13 protein-coding genes are annotated in these 18,544 nt (G+C 68.8%); 8 read left to right on the plus strand and 5 right to left on the minus strand.

Annotation, left to right across the window (positions count from 1 at the left end; translation table 11 throughout):
• Positions 1-55: 55 nt before the first annotated feature.
• The gene (gene lspA / locus QHF84_RS20770) at positions 56-706 is read right to left on the minus strand and encodes a signal peptidase II (RefSeq protein WP_281315083.1); all 651 of its coding nucleotides are present in this window, start codon (positions 704-706) and stop codon (positions 56-58) included.
• A gap of 113 nt (positions 707-819) precedes the next feature.
• Between lspA and QHF84_RS20775 the strand changes: the two genes are divergently transcribed.
• On the plus strand, positions 820-3,159 hold the full coding sequence (locus QHF84_RS20775) for a DEAD/DEAH box helicase (RefSeq protein ID WP_281315084.1): 2,340 nt from the start codon (positions 820-822) through the stop codon (positions 3,157-3,159).
• Between the two features lies 1 nt (position 3,160).
• Here the strand turns inward: QHF84_RS20775 and QHF84_RS20780 are convergent, their stop codons facing one another.
• On the minus strand, positions 3,161-3,673 hold the full coding sequence (locus QHF84_RS20780) for a hypothetical protein (protein ID WP_281315085.1): 513 nt from the start codon (positions 3,671-3,673) through the stop codon (positions 3,161-3,163).
• Between the two features lie 19 nt (positions 3,674-3,692).
• On the minus strand, positions 3,693-5,102 hold the full coding sequence (locus tag QHF84_RS20785) for a sulfatase (RefSeq protein ID WP_281315086.1): 1,410 nt from the start codon (positions 5,100-5,102) through the stop codon (positions 3,693-3,695).
• Positions 5,103-5,196: 94 nt separating this feature from the next.
• On the opposite strand from QHF84_RS20785, the gene QHF84_RS20790 reads away from it, so the two are divergent.
• A complete protein-coding gene (locus tag QHF84_RS20790) occupies positions 5,197-7,332 on the plus strand; it encodes a hypothetical protein (RefSeq protein WP_281315087.1) in 2,136 nt (711 codons plus the stop codon).
• 399 nt (positions 7,333-7,731) lie between these two features.
• Here the strand turns inward: QHF84_RS20790 and QHF84_RS20795 are convergent, their stop codons facing one another.
• Entirely contained in the window at positions 7,732-9,558 is a 1,827-nt protein-coding gene (locus tag QHF84_RS20795) for an aconitase family protein (protein ID WP_281315088.1), read from the minus strand.
• 370 nt (positions 9,559-9,928) lie between these two features.
• Here QHF84_RS20795 and QHF84_RS20800 point away from each other — a divergent pair, with 370 nt between their 5' ends.
• From QHF84_RS20800 to meaB, 6 genes are all read left to right on the plus strand, one after another.
• On the plus strand, positions 9,929-10,285 hold the full coding sequence (locus QHF84_RS20800) for a hypothetical protein (RefSeq protein ID WP_153817438.1): 357 nt from the start codon (positions 9,929-9,931) through the stop codon (positions 10,283-10,285).
• Positions 10,282-10,743 carry a type II 3-dehydroquinate dehydratase gene (aroQ, locus tag QHF84_RS20805; RefSeq protein WP_281315089.1) on the plus strand — a complete coding sequence of 154 codons (462 nt, stop codon included), beginning with the start codon at positions 10,282-10,284 and terminating at the stop codon, positions 10,741-10,743. Before QHF84_RS20800 ends, aroQ begins: the two co-directional genes overlap by 4 nt.
• A 130-nt stretch (positions 10,744-10,873) precedes the next feature.
• Positions 10,874-11,317: an acetyl-CoA carboxylase biotin carboxyl carrier protein gene (gene accB / locus QHF84_RS20810; protein WP_281315090.1), complete on the plus strand. Its 444-nt coding sequence runs from the start codon at positions 10,874-10,876 to the stop codon at positions 11,315-11,317.
• Positions 11,318-11,348: 31 nt separating this feature from the next.
• Positions 11,349-12,686 carry an acetyl-CoA carboxylase biotin carboxylase subunit gene (gene accC / locus QHF84_RS20815; RefSeq protein WP_281315091.1) on the plus strand — a complete coding sequence of 446 codons (1,338 nt, stop codon included), beginning with the start codon at positions 11,349-11,351 and terminating at the stop codon, positions 12,684-12,686.
• Between the two features lie 118 nt (positions 12,687-12,804).
• On the plus strand, positions 12,805-16,584 hold the full coding sequence (locus QHF84_RS20820) for an FAD-dependent oxidoreductase (RefSeq protein WP_281315092.1): 3,780 nt from the start codon (positions 12,805-12,807) through the stop codon (positions 16,582-16,584).
• A gap of 13 nt (positions 16,585-16,597) precedes the next feature.
• On the plus strand, positions 16,598-17,614 hold the full coding sequence (gene meaB / locus QHF84_RS20825; RefSeq protein WP_281315093.1) for a methylmalonyl Co-A mutase-associated GTPase MeaB: 1,017 nt from the start codon (positions 16,598-16,600) through the stop codon (positions 17,612-17,614).
• Here meaB and nth read toward each other — a convergent pair.
• The gene (gene nth / locus QHF84_RS20830) at positions 17,611-18,465 is read right to left on the minus strand and encodes an endonuclease III (protein WP_281315094.1); all 855 of its coding nucleotides are present in this window, start codon (positions 18,463-18,465) and stop codon (positions 17,611-17,613) included. The genes meaB and nth overlap by 4 nt on opposite strands.
• Positions 18,466-18,544 lie beyond the last annotated feature (79 nt).

The raw sequence follows: 18,544 nt of genomic DNA on the forward strand, positions 1-18,544 counted from the left end.
CGTAGCGTGTTCGGCGGTACCGCGAGGCGTGTCGGCTGTCCAGTGTCGAATTGCCTCACGCCTCTCCCGGAGGCACGGGCGCTTGGGGTGCGGGGCCCGCGGTCAGGGGCTCGGCAGGCGGCGCCGCCGGCTCGCCCGATCCGCTGCGCGTCTTGCGCGACAGGAACGTATCGAGGGCCATGAGCAGGACGCCGGCGACGATGGCGATGTCGGCGACGTTGAACGTCGGCCAGTGGATCTCGCGGCCGTTCCGGATGACGTAGAAGTCGATGAAGTCGATGACCGAGCCGTAACGGATGCGGTCGACGAGGTTGCCGACGGCGCCGCCGAGCGCGAGGGGCAGGCCCCAGCGCATGGCCCACTGATCACGGTGGATGCGGCGGTAGACCGAGACGATGAAGACGATGGCGGCCGAGGAGACGAAGAGGAAAAACGGGCGCCGGAGGTTCTCGGGCAAGCTGCGGAGGAAGCTCCAGGCCCCGCCCGGGTTCAGCGTGTAGATGAAGTCGAAGTGATCCTTGATCACCTCGATGCTCTTCGCGCGGCCCTTGTCCGCCCCGGATAACGCCGCCTTCGCCCAGCCCTTCGACGCGAGATCGGCCGCGGCGGACACGACCGTGACGACGGCGAGGAAGAGCAGGGACGGGCGGTAGGCGTCGTTCGGGGGCGCCTCCGCGGGCTTTTCCTCGGCGTCTTGTCCGGTCATGGGGTCGACCATGTGTACGCGATGGGCCACGGACCTGCAAAGCGGCCCAGCAGGCCTCCTTGTTCCCCGGGGCGTGGTGGCGCACCGCGGTACATCCGTTTAGTATGCGCGCCATGCCGCTGCCGCCGTGGAAGCAGCCCGTGGGCGTCGATGCCGTGATCGAAGGCTGGCTCGCCTCCGGGTACGTGCGCCCTTGCCTCACCGCCGATCGCGCCCTCCCCTCGTCCGACGGGGACTATCGAGAGATCCCGGCCGACCTGCCCGACGCATTGCGCCGCGCGCTCGCGTCACGCGGGATCACGCGGCTCTACGCGCATCAGGCCGAGGCGCTCGCGGCCGCGAAGGAGCGCAAGCACGTGGTGGTCGCGACGCCGACGGCGAGCGGCAAGAGCATGTGCTTCCACCTGCCCGTGCTCTCGTCGCTCATGGCGGATCCCGACGCGAGCGCGATTTATCTCTACCCGACGAAGGCGCTCTCCCGGGACCAGGAAGCCGGGGTGCAGAAGCTCATTCGCGACGCGGGGCTCACGATCCCGGCCATCGTCTACGACGGGGACACGCCGGGTGATGCGCGGCGCGCGGCCCGCGAGCGGAGTCCGATCGTCATGACGAACCCCGACATGCTGCACGCGGGGATCCTGCCGCATCACGCGCACTGGGCGCGCACGTTCCAGCGGCTCAAGTACGTGGTGCTCGACGAGCTTCATACGTACCGCGGCGTCTTCGGCTCGCACGTGGCGCACGTGCTCGCGCGCGTGCGGCGCGTGGCGCAGTTCCACGGGTCGGATCCGATCTTCCTCTGCGCGACGGCGACGATCGGCAACCCGGGCGAGCACGCGTCGCGGCTGCTCGGGGTGCCGGAGGATCGGATCCGCGTGCTCGGCGAGTCGGGCGCGCCGCGGGGGGCGCGTCGGCTCTTCGTCTACAACCCGCCCGTCGTGAACGCCGAGCTCGGCGTGCGCGCGAGCACGCTCAAGGCCTCGGTGCACCTCGCGGTGGATCTCATCCGGGCGCGCGTGCCGACGATCGTGTTCGGGCAGTCGCGGAACTCCGTGGAGATCATGCTGAAGTACCTGCGTGATCGTGTCGGCGACGAGGTCGGGCCCGACGCGATCATGGGCTACCGCGGCGGGTATCTGCCGGAGACGCGGCGGCGCGTGGAGCACGGCTTGCGCGAGGGAGAGATCCTCTGCGTCGTGGCCACGAACGCGCTCGAGCTCGGCATCGACATCGGCGAGCTCGATGCCGTCGTCTGCGCGGGTTACCCGGGCAGCATCGCGGCGACGTGGCAGCGCTTCGGCCGCGCGGGCAGGCGCGGCGGCACGAGCATCGCGGTCATGGTCGCGAACTCGACGGCGCTCGATCAATACCTCGCGACGAACCCCGAGTACCTCCTGCGCGGCGAGATCGAGCAGGCGCGGATCGATCCGGACAACACCGAGATCCTGATCCAGCACCTCAAGTGCGCCGCGTTCGAGATGCCGTTCCTGCGCGGCGAGGACTACCGCGGCATGGACCCCGAGAACACGGAGGCCGCGCTGCGGTTCCTCGCCGGACATGGCGTGGTGCACGAGTCCGAGGATCGGTTCCACTGGGCGACGGACGCGTACCCGGCGAACCACGTGAGCCTACGGACCGTGGGCTGGGACAACTTCGTCATCATCGATCGGGCCCAGGGCAAGGTCCTCGCCGAGCTCGATTTCCGCTCGACGCACACGATGCTGCACGAGCAGGCGATCTACCAGCACGACGGCGAGCAGTACCAGGTGGAGAAACTCGACTACGAGAACCACAAGGCGTTCGTCACGAAGGTCGAGCCCGACTACTTCACGACCGCGATGACGAAGCGCAAGGTGACCGTCATCGAGGAGAGCGCGCGCGCGCCGCTCGGCCGGGCCATGTCCGGCTGGGGCGAGGTGAGCGTCGTGGAGAAGATCGTCGGGTACAAGAAGATCAAGTTCCACACGCACGAGAACACGGGCTACGGCGACGTGCGGCTGCCCGACATGCAGATGCACACGACGAGCTTCTGGCTGACGGTGCCGGAGGAGGTGTGCATGGAGCTCGGGCTCGGGCGCGCCGCAGCGATCGAGGGGATGCGCGGGATTGCGGTCGCGCTGGAGACGGTCTCGACGCTCGCGCTCATGTGCGATCCGCGGGACATCGGGCAGACGCTCGGCGACGGCGGTGACGACGAGAACCTGCCGCCGCAGGCGTCGGGTGGTCCGCACGCCGGGTTCGATCCGACGATCTTCCTCTTCGACAACGTGCCCGGCGGCGTGGGTTTGGCCGAGCGGATCTACGAGTCGGCGCACGAGCTCGTGGCGCGGACGCGGCAGCTCGTCTCACGCTGCACGTGTCAGGCGGGCTGCCCGATGTGCGTGGGCGCGACGAGCGGAGACGGGATCCGGAAGAAGGCGGCGCTCGGGCTGCTCGCCTCGATCTTTCACTGAGTCATTCGTCGCGGCCGGCCGCGTCGTCGTCGTCGTCTCCGACATCGGCGACGCGGGATCGATCCTTCGTGAGCGGCGGATAGAGGTTCTCCACGAAGGCCTCGGACACGACCCCGGCGATCCGCGTGTCCATCTCGGACAGGTGGGCGCGCAGCTCCGCGACGGCAAGCTCCAGCGCGGCTTTCAGCGTGCGCTGACGCGGCAGCGATTCACGTTCCATCGCGGCCGTCGCCTCGACGAGGCGATCGCCCTTGGAGGCGCGCGCGTCGAACGTCGCCGCGCGGATCGCGCCGCGGTACCGCACGCGCTCGCGCTCCAGGAAATCGCGGTACGCCTTCACCGCGCCGGAGAGCTCCTGGATGCAGTTGTCGAGCCTCGTGAGCTCCTTGCGCAGCGCCTTCTTCGACTCGGCGTCGAGCCCGCTGTGCTCCACGTGCGCGGCCAGGGTCGCGTAAATCTCGCGCGCCCATCGGAGGTGACGGAGCCCCGACGCGCCTCGCCCGAGTTTGTCCACGGCTCGTCGCTCCCTTCCTTCAGCAGGGCTTCTTCTTGTTCTTGCCCTTCAGCTTCTCGCGCATCTTCGGACAAACGTCCTTGATCGTGCCGCTTCTTTCCTTGTACGCGGCCTTCATCTTCTCGAACTCGTCCGCGTTCTTCTTCTTGAGATCCACCTTCTCGGCCGGATCGTCCTTCAGGTTGAAGAAGCGGTAGCCCGCGTCGTCGCCCTCGGCGATGAGCTTGAAGTCGCCGCGCACGAAGGCCCTGCGTCGATCGTTGTCGCTCGTGCGCGGCAGATCCTGGATCACGTCGCGCTTCTCGGGATCCTTGCCGTAGAGCTCGGGCACGAGGCTCGTGCCCTGCATGGCCGGATCCTTTGGCTGTCCAAACATCTCGAGGATCGTCGGCGCGAGATCCACGCCGCTGCGCGGCTCGTCGATCTGGCGGGGCGTGATGCCCGGGGCGCGGATGATGAGCGGCACGTGCGTGAGCACGTCCCAGAGCTCGAAGCCGTGGCGGTACATGCCGTGCTCGCCGAACGCGTCGCCGTGATCACTCGAGATGATGATCGCCGTGCGCTTGCCCCACTCCTGCGAATCGACGAACTCGAAGAGCTTGCCGAGGTGCTGGTCGGTGAACGTGACCTCGGCGTCGTACTTGTCCCGCGTCGACTTGCCGTACGGGCCGATGCCGTCGTGCGGCATGTACTGATCGTGCGGATCGAGGAAGTGGAACCAGGCGAAGAAGCGGCCGCCCGTGTTCGCCTTCTCCGAGAGGATCTTCTTCGCGAGATCGACGTGCGCCGGGCTCGTGACGTTCTTGTCCGTGGTGTTGTCCACCGAGAGACCCGGGATGATCTCGTAGACATCAAAACCCTGGCGGAAGCCGGCTTTTTGATCGAAGTAGAAGTGCGCGTGCGCGGTCAACGTGCGCACGCCGGCCTTCTGCAAGAGCTCCGGGAACATGAGCACGCTGTCGGGGTAGTTGCCGAAGAAGTAGCCGCTCCGCTCGAGCTCGCTCGGATACCGGCCCGAGAGGAAGCCGCCGAGGCTCATCGCCGTGTACGAAGAGACGGCGTAGAAGCGCGAGTACGAGACCGCCGTCTTCGCGAACTTCGTGAGCACCGGGGCGATGTCGCGCGGGTAGCCGAGCCAGGGCATGTCGGCCCGCAAGCTGTCGACCGTCACCACGAGGACGTTGAGGTCCTTCGGGAGCCCCGTCCCCTTCGCGTCAGCCGGCGCAGCCTTCGGAGCCTCGGCAGCCGTCGTGGCAGCCGGAGCTGCGCTCGCGGCGGGCGCGGCCGAGGTCACGGGCGCAGCGGCGCTCGTCGTCTCGGCGGCCGGGCTGGCGGCGGGCTTCGGCGGCTGGGATTCGCCGTTCTGGGTGCAGGCAGCGGAGGCCCCGACGAGGGCCAGGATCGCGGTACAGCGGAGAGCTGAGGGCATGGCGCCGGCTATCTACCCCCGTTCGTGCCGGACGGCCGCGAAAACAACACATTTTGCTGTAAGGGCGCGTATCCTCGCGCGTTCGAGGCAACGCATGAGCCGTTTTTCTCGCTTTCGATTGGGCACCGTGGGTGGGTTTCTCCTTCTGACGTCCGCGCTCCCCCTCGCGGGATGTGCGCGAGGGCCGGACGTCGCGAGCGGTCTCGCGCTCCGGCGCGTGGTCATCTACCGCAACGGCGTCGGGTACTACGAGCGCGCCGGGCACGTGGACGAGGCCGAGGTCGCGTTCAAGGTGCGCACGGAGCGCATCGGCGACTTCCTCGCCACGCTCGCCGTGATGGAGCAAGGCGGGAGCAGCGTGCGCAGCGCGTCGTTCCCGGTCGAGCTGGAGAAGGACAAGGACGAAGGCGACAGCGAAGAGGAGGGCGAGGACAGCGAGGCCGAGCCGCCCATGCCCGAGCCTCGGTACGGCATGCCGATGCCGCCGCAGCCGCCGAAGCCGCCGAAGAAGAAGAAGGGCGATGGTCGCGAGACGGTGCGGCTGACGCTCGACGGCGAGGAGCACGATCTCGTGGTCGGGTACGTCGCGGAGACGCCGGTCTGGCGGCCCTCGTATCGCCTGGTGATCGGGAAGGCCGAGAGCACCGGGACGGGGAAGGCGGACCTGCAGGCCTGGGGCATCGTGCAGAACCAGTCGGGCGAGGACTGGAAGGGCGTGCGGCTCTCGCTCGTCGCAGGCGCGCCGCTCGCGTTCCAGGCGACCCTCGACAAACCCGTGGTGCCGCCGCGCCCGGTGGTGACGGATCAAGGCGAGGTGATCGCGTCGGTGCCCGTGGGCGAGACGAGCCTGCCCACGATGGCGCCCGCGCCTCCGCCGCCGCCTCCGTCGAGGGAAGCGACGCGGACAGAAGAAGAGAGCGAGACCCTCGATGGGCTGCTCGCAGAGGCCGAGGTCGCGAAGGACGAGGCGCAGGACGGCGATGCCAGCGGCGGCGAGGGCCGCGGATATGCGGCGCCGCGCTCGTCGACGACGCGATCGGCGCCCGCGAAGAAAGGCCGCGTCGCGGCGAACTACGGCGGCGGATATCCGGCCACCGGTCAGGCAGCCGCGCCCGCGCCATATCCGATGGAGATGCCGACCCCGGTGACGCCGTCGAACCCGCGCAACGTGAACGCACTCGCAGCCGTCGCGATGGAAGGCGGGACGACGCGTTACGATCTCCCCTTCGCCGTCGACATCCCGAACAAGAGCGCGACGATGGTGCTCTTGCTCGCGCAAAGCGTGCCCGGCGAAGCGATCTTCCTGTACTCGCCGGACGGCGGCGTGCGCGAGTCGTTCTCGCATCCGTTCCGCGTCGCGCGTTTCACGAACAACACGAAAGGCATCCTCGAAAAAGGTCCGATCGCGGTGTTCGACGGCGGCGCGTTCCTCGGGCAAGGCATGGTCGATCCGCTGCCGCCCGGTGCCGTCGCGACCGTGCCGTTCGCCCTCGAACGAGGCCTCGCCGTGACCACGGATCGAACGGAGGACGAGCTCAGCGCGCGCCTCGCGAAGATCGAAGCGGGTCAGCTCTACATCGAGCGCGACTGGGTCTACCACACGAAGTACACGATCAAGAACGGCACGGACTCCGACGCAAAGACGCTCGTGAAGCACGCGCGGATGCCCGGCACGCGGCTCGAAAACCCGCCCAAAGGCACCGAAGACAACGTCGGCACAGGCAGCGCCCTCGTGCCGCAGACGACGCCGAAGCGCGGGACGAACGTGCTCGACGTGGAGGAGCGTCGCAGCTTCACGCGTCAGGTCGACGTGCTGTCGCAGCTCGCCGACGACGCAGTGAAGGCCTACATGAACGATGCACGCGCCGACAAGGTCGTGGTGGCAGAGCTGAAGAAGGCGTGGGACTCACGCGGTCGGCTGCGCACGGCGCTCGACGAGCGGAACAAGCTGCAGGCCGAGCAAAACACGCTGGAGCGCGAGAGCGAGCAGCTCCGGAGGAACCTGAAGGCCATCGAGAAGATCAAGGACGACCCGCGAGACACGGTGTCGCGCCAGAACACCGACAAGATGCGGCAAGACTTCACGGATCGTCTCGGCAAGGCGTCGGTGCGTCTCGGCGAGATCACGAAGCGTCTGACGATCCTCGAGATCGAGGTGAACGAGCAATCGGTGCGGCTGCGGGATCAGCTCGCCTCGATCAAGCTGGAGAAGGCGTTGCCGACTCCGTGAGCGCGGGAGCGGGGCGTCGCCCCGCACCCCAGCAGGGGGCTGTCCGCCCCCTGCACCCCGGACCAGGCACGGCCTGGACCGAAGGCGTAGAAACCGCGCGATGCGCGGTTTCTACGACGGGCCCGTGGCAAGACCACGAGCGGCGTTGCCAACCAAGACAGCAGGGTCGATGTGTCGGCTGGGGGCGGCAGCGCTGCCGTTTCGGCTGGCCAGCCCCTTGCCAATCTTGCCAACGGGCCCGTTCGATGAGCTGCGCTCCGCGCAGCTCATCGACCCCGAGTCCAGCGCTTGCGCTGGTCCGGGTCCAGGGGTGGACAACCCCGGGGTTTGGGGCGTAGCTCGGCTTGCCGAGCGTAGCCCCATCGTTGACCAGACGGGGTCCGGGGTGAAACCCCGGCGCTACGCCTTCGAAGCCTTCGACGACCCTGGCGAGCGCGACGTGCCCGCGTGCGTCCATGTCCGCTCCGCGCCGAGCGCGAGCCAGGTCATCTCGATCGTTTGCTCTCCAACGACTGCGCCGACCTTGTCCCCCCACGCTGCGGGTTCGGGCAAGGAGAGGCTCTTTTGCCCCTTCAAGCCGTCGAGCGATGCGGGCGGCACTTCGAACGTTGCGATGCCTTCGCTTGCGAGCGCTGCCACTGCGGTGCTTGGGACGAATGGCGCGACGACGGCGCGGAGCGCGGGTAGGTCGATCGTCTTCTCCACGACGGCGCGGACCTCGTCGAGGGAGCGCAGCACGGCGATGACGCCGCCTGCGATGGGCGGACCTCCGGGCGCTGGTTGTGCCTCCGTGGATTTGCCGTTCGAGCTCGGCCGCGAGGCGCCTTCGATCAGGTCGAGCACGAGTGGCCCCTTCCACGACGCTGGCGGCGGCAAGGCGGGCGACTTGCCTGCGGCTGTGCCCTCGCCCTTCTTGTCGCGCAGCACGAGCACGTCGTCGGTGGGCAGCGCGCGCGGCACGGTCACGCGCACGGGGCGCTTGAACGAGCGTGGATCCCCGACGGTCCCCGTGGCCACTGCGTATGCGAGCGTCTCGGCCGAGGCCACGACGAACGACGGCACGCCGGGAACGCGCGGCGCAGGCTCTGCCGTGCGGAGCGAGATCGTCCCCGAGGGCGGCGGATAAAGCTCGCCTTTCACGACGCGCCGATCGGGCTCGATGATGCGCGCGCCTGTGGCCACGAGATCCACGAGCGCGCCCGATTGCGCGAGGACTTCGAGCACCTGGCGCGACGGCGGCGCGACGAGCAGGTCGAGCCGCGATGGAACACGCTTCGACTTGAGAAGAAGCGCGGCCGCGAGCATGTCGCGCAGGGTCACGCCGGAGTCGCCGCCGAGTACGACCTGACCTACGGGTTTGCCCGCGAGATCCCGCACGGGTCGCACGACGCCCGCTTCGTCCATGAGCAGCGGATCGACCGTGCTGAGATCGAGCGAGACGACCTCCTCGCACGGCGCGCCCGGATCGGGAACGAGAGCGCGGTGCGCCTTGGATCGGCGCTGATCCCGAAGGAACACTTCGGTCTTTTCGTCGCTCACGAACAGGGCTGCGGCGGCGCCGACCTGCGGCGCGATGCCGCAGAGCACCGCGCGCTCTGCGACCGAGAGCAGGCGCGCGCTCGGGCCTGCGAATTCGAGCACGACGGGCGCGTGATGCTCGGACTCGATGCGCCGTACGATCTCGTCGATGCCACGGCGTAGAAGCTCGAGGGCGACGTCGCGCGCGCACACGAACGGGCGCACGCGGCCCGAGAGGTGGATCTGCACGCTGCGCGGCGGGCGCACCCAGGTCGAGCCTGTCGCGAGGGCTTGGCCGAGCTGGCTCGGGGAGACCACGAGGGTCAGCATCCCGACCCCGCCGACGGGGGCGAGGCGTGCGTCGTCCGTGAGCGCGAGCCTTGCTGGGGCGGCGAAGCGCTCGAGGTGCACGGGCGCGGGGAAGCCGATGCCGCCGCGTGCGATGGGCACGTTGTACGCGGGCAGCTCTGGCGAGACGGCTTGCGGCGCGCCGGCGGCCACGTCGGCGAGGGCGCGCGCGTCGGTCACGCAGGTGCCGTCGTAGGCCACGGCCATCTCGACCGGGGTCTTCTTCATCCCGGCGGAGAGCGCCTCGCCGAGGGCTCGGTTGGGCGATCGCGAGAGGATGATCTGATCGACCTTGACCTGGACCAGATCTCCTCGGAGCTGCGGATCGGCGGCGCGTCCCGCGAGGATCTTCTGGGGCATCGTGCGGGGGGGATCCCCGGCTCGTGCGCGCATTTCTTTGGGCCGTCCTTCTCGTTCGGATACGTGTGGACAAACCAGGTGCCACCGCGATGGGGCGGTGGGCACGTAGCCGCGTCGCACGTTAGCCGCTCGGCGGGACGAGGGTCAAGCGCCGGTTGGGGCGGGCCCGTAGGTGCGGGAATGGCCCGGTTGGCATCGGGATGCAAGAGGCAAAAGAGGCTCCCCCGCGTCTGCTGGGACGATCGGAGGACGGAAAGAGCGGCCAGACGGACGGACGTCCTGGGGTGCCAGGCCGCAAATCCGAGGGAGTTCGAACGAACCTCCCCTTTCTTTTTCCCGTCCGCCTCGGGTTTCGCTAAGGTTTCAGCCCATGTTCCAGAGCGTCCTCAAGGAGGTCGTCGAAGGCACGGAGGGTGGCATCGCCAGCCTCCTCATGGATTTCGAGGGCATCCCGGTCGACAGCTACTCGAAGCCCGACGCCCCCTTCGACATCAACACGATCGGCGCGGAGTTCAGCGTCGTCATCAAGTCGATCCAGCGTGCGGCCCAGATGCTCGAGGCCGGCGATACCGCCGAGATCGCCATCCAGGCCGCGAAGGTGACGACGGTCATCCGCGTGCTGAACGAACGGCACTTCGTCGCGGTCTCCGTACGGCCCGACGGTAACGTAGGCAAGGCGCGGTACATGCTGCGCGTCAAAGCGCCGGTCCTGTTGAAGGACATGTGAGCACCTCGCCGAAGCGCGTCCTCGTGGTCTCGGGGCCGAACCTCGACAGGCTCGGCAAGCGCGAGCCTTCCATCTACGGCACGACCACCCTCGACGACATCCACAAGGCCGTCGAGGAGGTCGCGCGGAGCGAGGGCGTCCTCGTTTCCTTCCTGCAATCGAACCACGAGGGCGAGCTCGTGACGGCCATCGGACGCGCCGCGGACGAAGGCTTTCACGGCATCGTCATGAACGGCGCCGGACTCACCCACACCTCGGTCGTGCTGCACGACGCCATCCGCGCGAGCGGCCTACCCGTGGTCGAGGTGCACATCACGAACACCGCGGCGCGTGAGCCTTTCCGTCACCACTCGATCACGGCCGGCGCGTGCCTCGGCACTGTCGCCGGCTTCGGTCCTGCGTCGTACGTGCTCGGCTTGCTGGGGCTCGTCTACCACCTGCAGCAGCGCGAAAGTTGACGTCCAGCGTCACATCGCAGACGCCCCCGAATCCCCTTCCTTTTTGCCATCCTTCCGCTAGAACGCACCCCGACTTCGGCGTGCCGCTTCCAGGGAAGAGTGGCCGCCCACCGCGCGGGAACGGATTGGCATGAACATCGACCTCAAGCAGCTCCGGACGCTGCTTCGCGTCCTCGAGAAGCGCAACATCACCGAGTTCGAGTTCGAGGACGAGCACATGCGCATCAGGCTCGCGCGCGGCGCGGGCGGCGCGCGCGTCGTCGCCTACGAAGAACGCCCGGAGGTCGCACCCGCCGCTCCGCCGCCCCGCGCGGCCGCGAGCGAAGGCGACGGAGGCACCTACGTCACCTCGCCCTTCGTCGGCACCTTCTACCGCTCCCCTTCCCCCGACGCGCCGCCCTTCGTCGAGGTCGGCAGCCAGATCCGGGAAGGCCAGGCGCTCTGCATCATCGAGGCGATGAAGCTGATGAACGAGATCGAGGCCGACTGTCAGGGCACGATCGTCGAAATCCTCGTCGAGAACGGCAAGCCCGTCGAGTTCGGTCAGAAGCTCTTCAAAGTCCGGAAGGCTTGAGCGCCTCGGCGGCAGAGAGGAGGTAGGCGTCTTGTTCGGCAAGATCCTCATCGCGAACCGCGGCGAGATCGCGATGCGCGTCCTCCGGGCGTGCCGCAACCTCGGCATCCGCGCGGTCGCCATTCACTCGGACGTCGACGCGACCGCGCCGCACGTTCGCTTCGCCGACGAGGCCGTGTGCGTCGGCCCGGCCGATCCTCGGCGGAGCTACCTGAACATCCCGCAGATCATCGCCGCCGCCGAGATCACCGGCGCTGACGCGGTGCACCCGGGCTACGGGTTTCTCTCGGAGAACGCGGAGTTCGCCGAGCTCTGCCGGCGCTGCGGCCTGAACTTCATCGGCCCCACGCCCGAGGCGATGCGCCTCTGGGGCGACAAGGTCCGCGCGCGGGAAGCCGCGAAGAGGTTCGGTTTGCCCCTCCTGCCGGGCACGACCGTGCTTCGCGACGGTGATGACGCCGCGACGCAAGCGGCGCTCGTCGGCTACCCGGTGATCCTCAAAGCTGCGGGCGGCGGCGGCGGCCGCGGCATGCGCGTCGTGCGCGAGGAGAGCGAGATCCGCCGCGCCTTCGAGATGGCGACGAGCGAGGCGCAGGCGGGCTTCAAGAACCCGGACGTCTACCTCGAGAAGTTCGTCGAGGAGCCGCGGCACATCGAGCTGCAGGTGCTCGGCGACAGCCACGGGCACATCTTCACGTTCGGCGAGCGCGAGTGCTCCTTGCAGCGCCGGCACCAGAAGATCATCGAGGAGGCGCCGAGCCCGGCCATGACGCCGGACAAACGCGCCGAGCTCTCCGCGGCGTGCACGCGCGCGCTCGTCGAGACTGGCTACACCTCGCTCGGGACGCTCGAGTTCTTGATGGATGAGCGGGGGAATCTCTACTTCATGGAGATGAACACCCGCGTGCAGGTCGAGCACCCGGTCACGGAGCTCGTGACGGGCATCGATCTCGTGGAGAACCAGATCCGCGCCGCCGCAGGGGAAGCGCTCACCCTCCCGAGCGGTCGCGCGCTCGGCCTGCGCGGGCACGCCCTGGAGTGCCGGATCAACGCGGAGGATCCACGCACGTTCGTCCCGTGGCCCGGCCTCATCACCGAGTACCTGCCGCCGGGCGGCGGCGGCGTGCGCGTCGACTCGGGCGTCTACGGGGGCTTCCGGGTGCCGAACAACTACGACCCCATGCTCGCCAAGGTGATCACGCACGGCGCGACCCGCGCCGAAGCGATCGCCCGCATGCGCACGGCGCTCGACGAGTTCATCATCGGCGGCATCCGCACGAACATCCCGCTCCACCAGGCTCTCCTGCGGGATCCCGACGTGGTCGCCGGCAAGATGTCTACACGCACGATCGAACGACTACGATTCTAGGGAAACCACGAACGAGCCGGACAGGCGTGAGCGAATCTCGACGAGTCCCCTTCAATCGTCGGGGTGGCTACCCCATATTTCATCGCTAAAGACAGCAGTCACGACAGGAACGCGGGTGATGCAAGACGGTCTGCAAGTCGACTTCTCCTCCTGGGTGAACGCCACCTCCGAACCTTCCGAGCTCGTCCTCGGTGAGCCAGGGTTCGTGTACGCCGATCTCTTCGACGCCGGTCGACTGGCCGAGCTCACGGGGCGGTTTTACGCGTACTTCGAGGCCGCGGATCCCACGGGGTACGAGCGGTTCTCGAAGTACCGCGCGTGCCAGGGGAGCGGCATGACCGCCGAGGAGATCTCCGAGGCGTTGCTCGCCGGCGCGCCGCACCTTTCCCGCTTCGTCGTGCGCCTCTTCGGCGTGGAGCGTGAAGCGGAGGCGCTCGCCGCGGGCGCCGAGGAGCGCTCGCCGCTCTGGGCCTTCAAGAAGGATTTTGCCAAGAAGCGCCTCTTCAAGGCGGGCGCGGGCAAGGCGTGGAAAGGCACGGCCGTCGAGGCTGCGCATGCAGCGCGGCGCGCGCTCGCGGCGGTCGGCGCAGACGCGAGCCGGCTCGAGTGCGGATCCGAGGCGGAGGAGCTCGCGGTCGCGTCGGCAACGCTCGTGCTCGTCACGATCGACGACGTCGCGCGCAAGGCCGCGAAGGCGGGCGGCGCCTCGTGGACGCCCGAGCTTCACGAGAAGGCAGCGAAGGTGCGGGCCGCGATCGCCGCGGATTCGATGCTCGCGCAGGTCGCCGCGGGCGCGGTGGCCGTCGCGGGGGATGCGCCCACGGACGCGGAGGACGCTGCGGTCGTCGCGTTCGCCCTCGACGCGGTGGAGGCGTGGCTCGCGGCGCGGAGGGTCGATCACCACGATCCGGCGCGGCGCTGGTCCTCGCTCAAGGCCCCGGCGACGCTCGATCACAACCAGCTCGTCCAGCTCCGCCGCGCGGACGACAACCTGCCCGAGCTCTTTGTCGGCCCCGAGCACGAGCGGCGGCACCGCGACGGCTTCACGCTCACGGATCGGCGCGGGACCGCGCGCGAGGTCGAGAGCGAGGTCGACTACTGCCTCTACTGCCACGACCGCGACAAGGACTCGTGCTCGAAGGGCCTGCGCGACAACAAGACCGGCGCGATCAAGCCGAACCCGCTCGGCGTGGCGCTGAACGGCTGCCCGCTGCACGAGAAGATCAGCGAGATGCACGTGATGCGGCGGAGCGGCGATTCCATCGCGTCGCTCGCGCTCGTCTGCATCGACAACCCGATGCTGCCCGGCACCGGTCACCGCATCTGCAACGACTGCATGAAGGCGTGCGTCTACCAGAAGCAGGAGCCGGTCAACATCCCGCAGATCGAGACGAGCGTGCTCACGGACGTGCTCGGTTTGCCCTGGGGCTTCGAGATCTACGGCCTGCTCTCGCGCTGGAACCCGCTCAACGTGAAGCGGCCGCACCCGCGCCCGTACATCGGCAAGAACGTGCTCGTCGTGGGCCTCGGGCCCGCGGGCTACACGCTCTCGCACCACCTCGCGCTCGAAGGATTTGCCGTCGCGGCCGTCGATGGCCTCAAGATCGAGCCGCTCCCCGTCGAGCTCACCGGCGATGCCACGCGGCCGCCGCGTCCGGTAAAGGAGTACAAAAAACTCTACACGGAGCTCGACGAGCGCATCCTGCTCGGGTTCGGCGGCGTGAGCGAGTACGGCATCACGGTTCGTTGGGACAAGAACTTCCTGACGGTCCTCTACATGACGCTCGCGCGTCACCGGAACTTCCGCGCCTACGGCGGCGTGCGGTTCGGCGGGACGCTCGATCTCGACGACGCGTGGAAGCTCGGCTTCGACCACGTCGCGATCGCGGCGGGCGCGGGCCGGCCGACGATCATCCCGCTCAAGAACAACGTCGCGCGCGGCATCCGCAAGGCGAGCGACTTTCTCATGGCCCTGCAGCTCACGGGCGCCTACAAGCGCTCGTCGCTCGCGAACCTGCAGGTGCGCCTGCCCGCGATCGTGATCGGCGGCGGCCTCACGGCGATCGACACCGCGACCGAGCTCATCGCCTACTACATGATCCAGGCGGAGAAGACGGACGCGCGCGTGGCGAAGCTCATCGCGGAGCGCGGCGAGGCCGCCACGATGGCGTCCTTCGACGAGGAGGAGCGCGAGTTCGTCCTGGAGCAACGCGCGCACGCGGCGCAGATCCGCGAGGAGCGCGAGAAGGCGCAACGCGAGGGCCGCGCGCCGAACCTGCAGAAGCTGCTCGACGCGTGGGGCGGCGTCTCGCTCGTCTACCGCAAGCGCGTGATCGACTCGCCGGCGTATCGCCTGAACCACGAGGAGGTCGCGAAGTCGCTCGAGGAGGGCGTGCGCTACATCGAGAACATGGCGCCGGTCGAGGCGGTGCTCGACGAGCGCGGGCACGTGCGCGCCATGATCTTCGAGCGCCAGAAGGTGGACGAGGCCGGCAAGTGGACCTCGAGCGGCGAGATGGTGGAGCTTCCGGCGCGCAGCGTGTGCGTCGCGGCGGGCACGAGCCCGAACGTGATGTACGAGAAGGAAAAACCCGGCACGTTCGCGTTCGACAAGAAGAAGCAGTACTTCCAGCCGCACAAGGCGTTCGTCGACGAGGCGGGCAAGCTCCACGTCGAGACCGTCGCGGATCCGCGCGAAGGGTTCTTCACGAGCTTCAACGACGGCGCGCACGCGGTGAGCTTCTACGGCGACAACCACCCGCACTACGCCGGTAGCGTGGTCAAGGCGATGGCGAGCGCGAAGGACGCGTACCCGCACGTGGTCTCGCTCTTCGCGAAGGACATCGCGCGCCTCGGCGACGAGCCGCAAGCCGCGCGCGACGAGCGGCGGCGCTCGCTCTACGCGAAGCTCGACGAGGACCTCAAGGCCGTCGTGGTGAAGGTCGAGCGCCTGACGCCGACGATCATCGACGTCGTCGTGCGCGCGCCCGCCGCGGCGCGGAAGTTCGAGCCGGGCCAGTTCTACCGGCTGCAGAACTACGAGGTGTTCTCGAAGGTCGTCGACGACACGCGCCTCGCCATGGAGGGCATCGCGCTCACGGGCGCGTGGGTCGACAAGGAGAAGGGCCTGCTCTCGCTGATCGCGCTGGAGATGGGCACCTCGACGCGCCTGCTCTCGTCGCTCCGCGTGGGTGAGGAGGTCGTGGTCATGGGCCCGACCGGCACGCCGACCGAGATCCCCACGGGCGAGACCGTGCTGCTCGCGGGCGGCGGCCTCGGCAACGCGGTGCTCTTCTCGATCGCGAAGGCGCTCAAGGCGAGCGGCGCGAACGTCGTGTACTTCGCGGGCTACAAGAACGGCGAGGATCTCTTCAAGCAGGAGGAGATCGAGGCCGCGACGGACCAGGTCGTGTGGTGCACGGACGCCGGCGCGGAGATCTCGCCGCGCAGGCCCGTGGATCGTCACTTCCGCGGCAACATCGTGCAGGCGATGAAGGCCTACGCGGAGGGCGCGCTCGGCGGCGAGATGTTCAAGCTCGCGCAGGTGAGCCGCATCATCGCGATCGGCTCCGATCGCATGATGAACGCGGTGCGCGAGGCGCGGCACGGCGTGCTCGCGCCGCACCTGAACCCGAAGCACGTGGGCATCGTGAGCATCAACTCGCCGATGCAGTGCATGATGAAAGAGGTCTGCGCGCAGTGCCTGCAGCGCTGGGTGGATCCGGAGACGGGCAAGGAACAGTTCGTCTTCACCTGCTACAACCAGGACCAACCCATCGATCGCGTGGACTTCAAGAACCTGTCGGCGCGCCTCCGCGCGAACAGCGCGCAGGAGAAGCTCACGAACATGTGGCTGGATCGGCTCCTCGCGAAGAAGCCCGATCTCAGGCGGATCTAGGAGCAAACGCGCCGTGCATCCGCTCGCGGAGAAGGTGCTCGCCCGGGACATGCGTGGCACGGCCCGGGCTTGCCGTCTGGCCGACGATCGCACCGGGGACTATCTTACGGTCCTGAAGGATCTGTTCCCGCACACGGGCCGCGCCTGGACCATCGGCGTCACGGGCAACCCCGGCGCAGGCAAGAGCACGCTGACGGATCGGCTGATCGCGGTCTTCCGCAAGCAAGGCAAGCGCGTCGCCGTGGTCGCGATCGATCCGACGAGCCCGTTCTCCGGCGGCGCGATCCTCGGCGATCGCATCCGGATGCAGGCGCATTTCAGCGATCCCGAGGTGTTCATCCGATCCCTCGCGACGCGCGGCGCGCTCGGTGGTTTGTCGCGCTCGGCCGCGGACGTGATCCGCGTGCTCGACGCGTGGGGCGCGGACGTGATCCTCGTGGAGACGGTCGGGGTCGGTCAGGACGAGCTCGAGATCACGCGCACGGCGGACACGACGCTCGTCGTGATGGCGCCGGGACTCGGCGATGACGTGCAGGCGATCAAGGCAGGCCTGCTCGAATGCGCAGACGTGTTCGCCGTGAACAAGGCGGATCGCGAGGGCGCGGACGCCGCGGTGCGGGACCTCGAGCTCATGATCGCGCTCGGCGGCGAGGTCGTGAGAGCGGGCGTGCACAGCCGAGGTCACGCGGCGGGCACGCTCGACATCCAGAAGCAGGTGGTGCGGCACGACGCGCACAAGTGGGTGCCGCCCGTGGCGCGGACCGTGTCGACGCGGGACGAGGGCGTGGCCGCGCTGGTGACGCAGCTCGAAGCGCACCACACGTGGCTCACGGGCACGGAAGCAGGCGCGGCGCGACGATTCGAGCGGCTGCGCGAGGCGATGCGCACGCAGCTCCGCGAGGCGCTGCTCGACGCGGCGATGGGCGAGCTCGGCCGGGCGCTCGACGAGGCCGCGCAAGCCGTGGCGCACCGGCAGACCGATCCGTACACGGCTGCCGAGCGGCTCGTGACCGCGTTCCGCGGCCGTTAAGCCCGCCCGCTCCCCTTCCCTTTCGCTGCCGCCTTTTTCGGCGCGATCCGCGTCGCCCCGCCCTTCTTGACGATGACCTTCTTCACGGTCGTCGTCGTCGCGGTCGCCTTCTTCGCCGCTGCCTTCTTCGTGGCCGCCTTCTTCGGCGCCGCCTCGATGACCACGGCCGGCCGCTTCCGCGGCGGCTTTCTCCCCACGTTCTCCGCCGCGAACGCGCTCGGGCACGCGTCGTTCACCCCGCACGCGGCGCACGCGGGCTTCTTCGCGAAGCAGACCCGCCGCCCGTGGAAGATCAGGACGAGCGACAGCATGTTCCAGTCCTCGGGCGGGAACAGCGCGCAGAGCCCCTTCTCGATCGTCTCGGGCTTCTGCTCCGTGGTCCAGCCGAGCCGCTGCGAAAGCCGCTGCACGTGCGTGTCCACCACAACGCCCTCGGGCCGGCCAAACGCGACGCCGAGCACAACGTTCGCGGTTTTTCGCCCGACGCCGGGCAGCTCCACGAGCTCGGCGAGCGTGCGCGGCACCTCGCCGCCGTGCTTCTCCACGAGCTTCTTGGCGAGCCCGACGATGTTCTTCCCCTTCTGGTTGAACATCCCGAGCCGCTCGCGCAGGAGCGCCGCGACCTCGGGGATCGGCGCCCTCGCGAGCGAGGGCGCGTCGGGCCAGCGGGCGAACAGCTTCGGCGTGATCTGATTGACCAGCACGTCCGTCGTCTGGGCGCTGAGCACCGTGGCGACGAGGAGCTGGAACGGGTTCACATGGTCGAGCTCGCAGTGCGCGTCCGGATGGATCACGCGGAGGCGCCTGAAGGTCTCCTGCGCGCGCGCGCGCTGCTGGTTCGTCGCGGTCATGCCTCGGGTCCCGGTTGAAATGGCCATCGCCCCGCGATTTCGCTCGGCTGCGAGCGTCATCGGCGGGGCGATGGTTTTA

Source organism: Polyangium sp. y55x31 (genome assembly GCF_029946505.1).
Taxonomy (GTDB): domain Bacteria; phylum Myxococcota_A; class Polyangia; order Polyangiales; family Polyangiaceae; genus Polyangium.

Coding starts and splice junctions, on each gene's coding strand:
- lspA (WP_281315083.1), bottom strand. CDS start 706: ATGACCGGACAAGACGCCGAGGAAAAGCCCGCGGAGGCGCCCCCGAAC.
- QHF84_RS20775 (WP_281315084.1), top strand. CDS start 820: ATGCCGCTGCCGCCGTGGAAGCAGCCCGTGGGCGTCGATGCCGTGATC.
- QHF84_RS20785 (WP_281315086.1), bottom strand. CDS start 5,102: ATGCCCTCAGCTCTCCGCTGTACCGCGATCCTGGCCCTCGTCGGGGCC.
- QHF84_RS20790 (WP_281315087.1), top strand. CDS start 5,197: ATGAGCCGTTTTTCTCGCTTTCGATTGGGCACCGTGGGTGGGTTTCTC.
- QHF84_RS20795 (WP_281315088.1), bottom strand. CDS start 9,558: ATGCCCCAGAAGATCCTCGCGGGACGCGCCGCCGATCCGCAGCTCCGA.
- QHF84_RS20800 (WP_153817438.1), top strand. CDS start 9,929: ATGTTCCAGAGCGTCCTCAAGGAGGTCGTCGAAGGCACGGAGGGTGGC.
- accB (WP_281315090.1), top strand. CDS start 10,874: ATGAACATCGACCTCAAGCAGCTCCGGACGCTGCTTCGCGTCCTCGAG.
- QHF84_RS20820 (WP_281315092.1), top strand. CDS start 12,805: ATGCAAGACGGTCTGCAAGTCGACTTCTCCTCCTGGGTGAACGCCACC.
- nth (WP_281315094.1), bottom strand. CDS start 18,465: ATGACCGCGACGAACCAGCAGCGCGCGCGCGCGCAGGAGACCTTCAGG.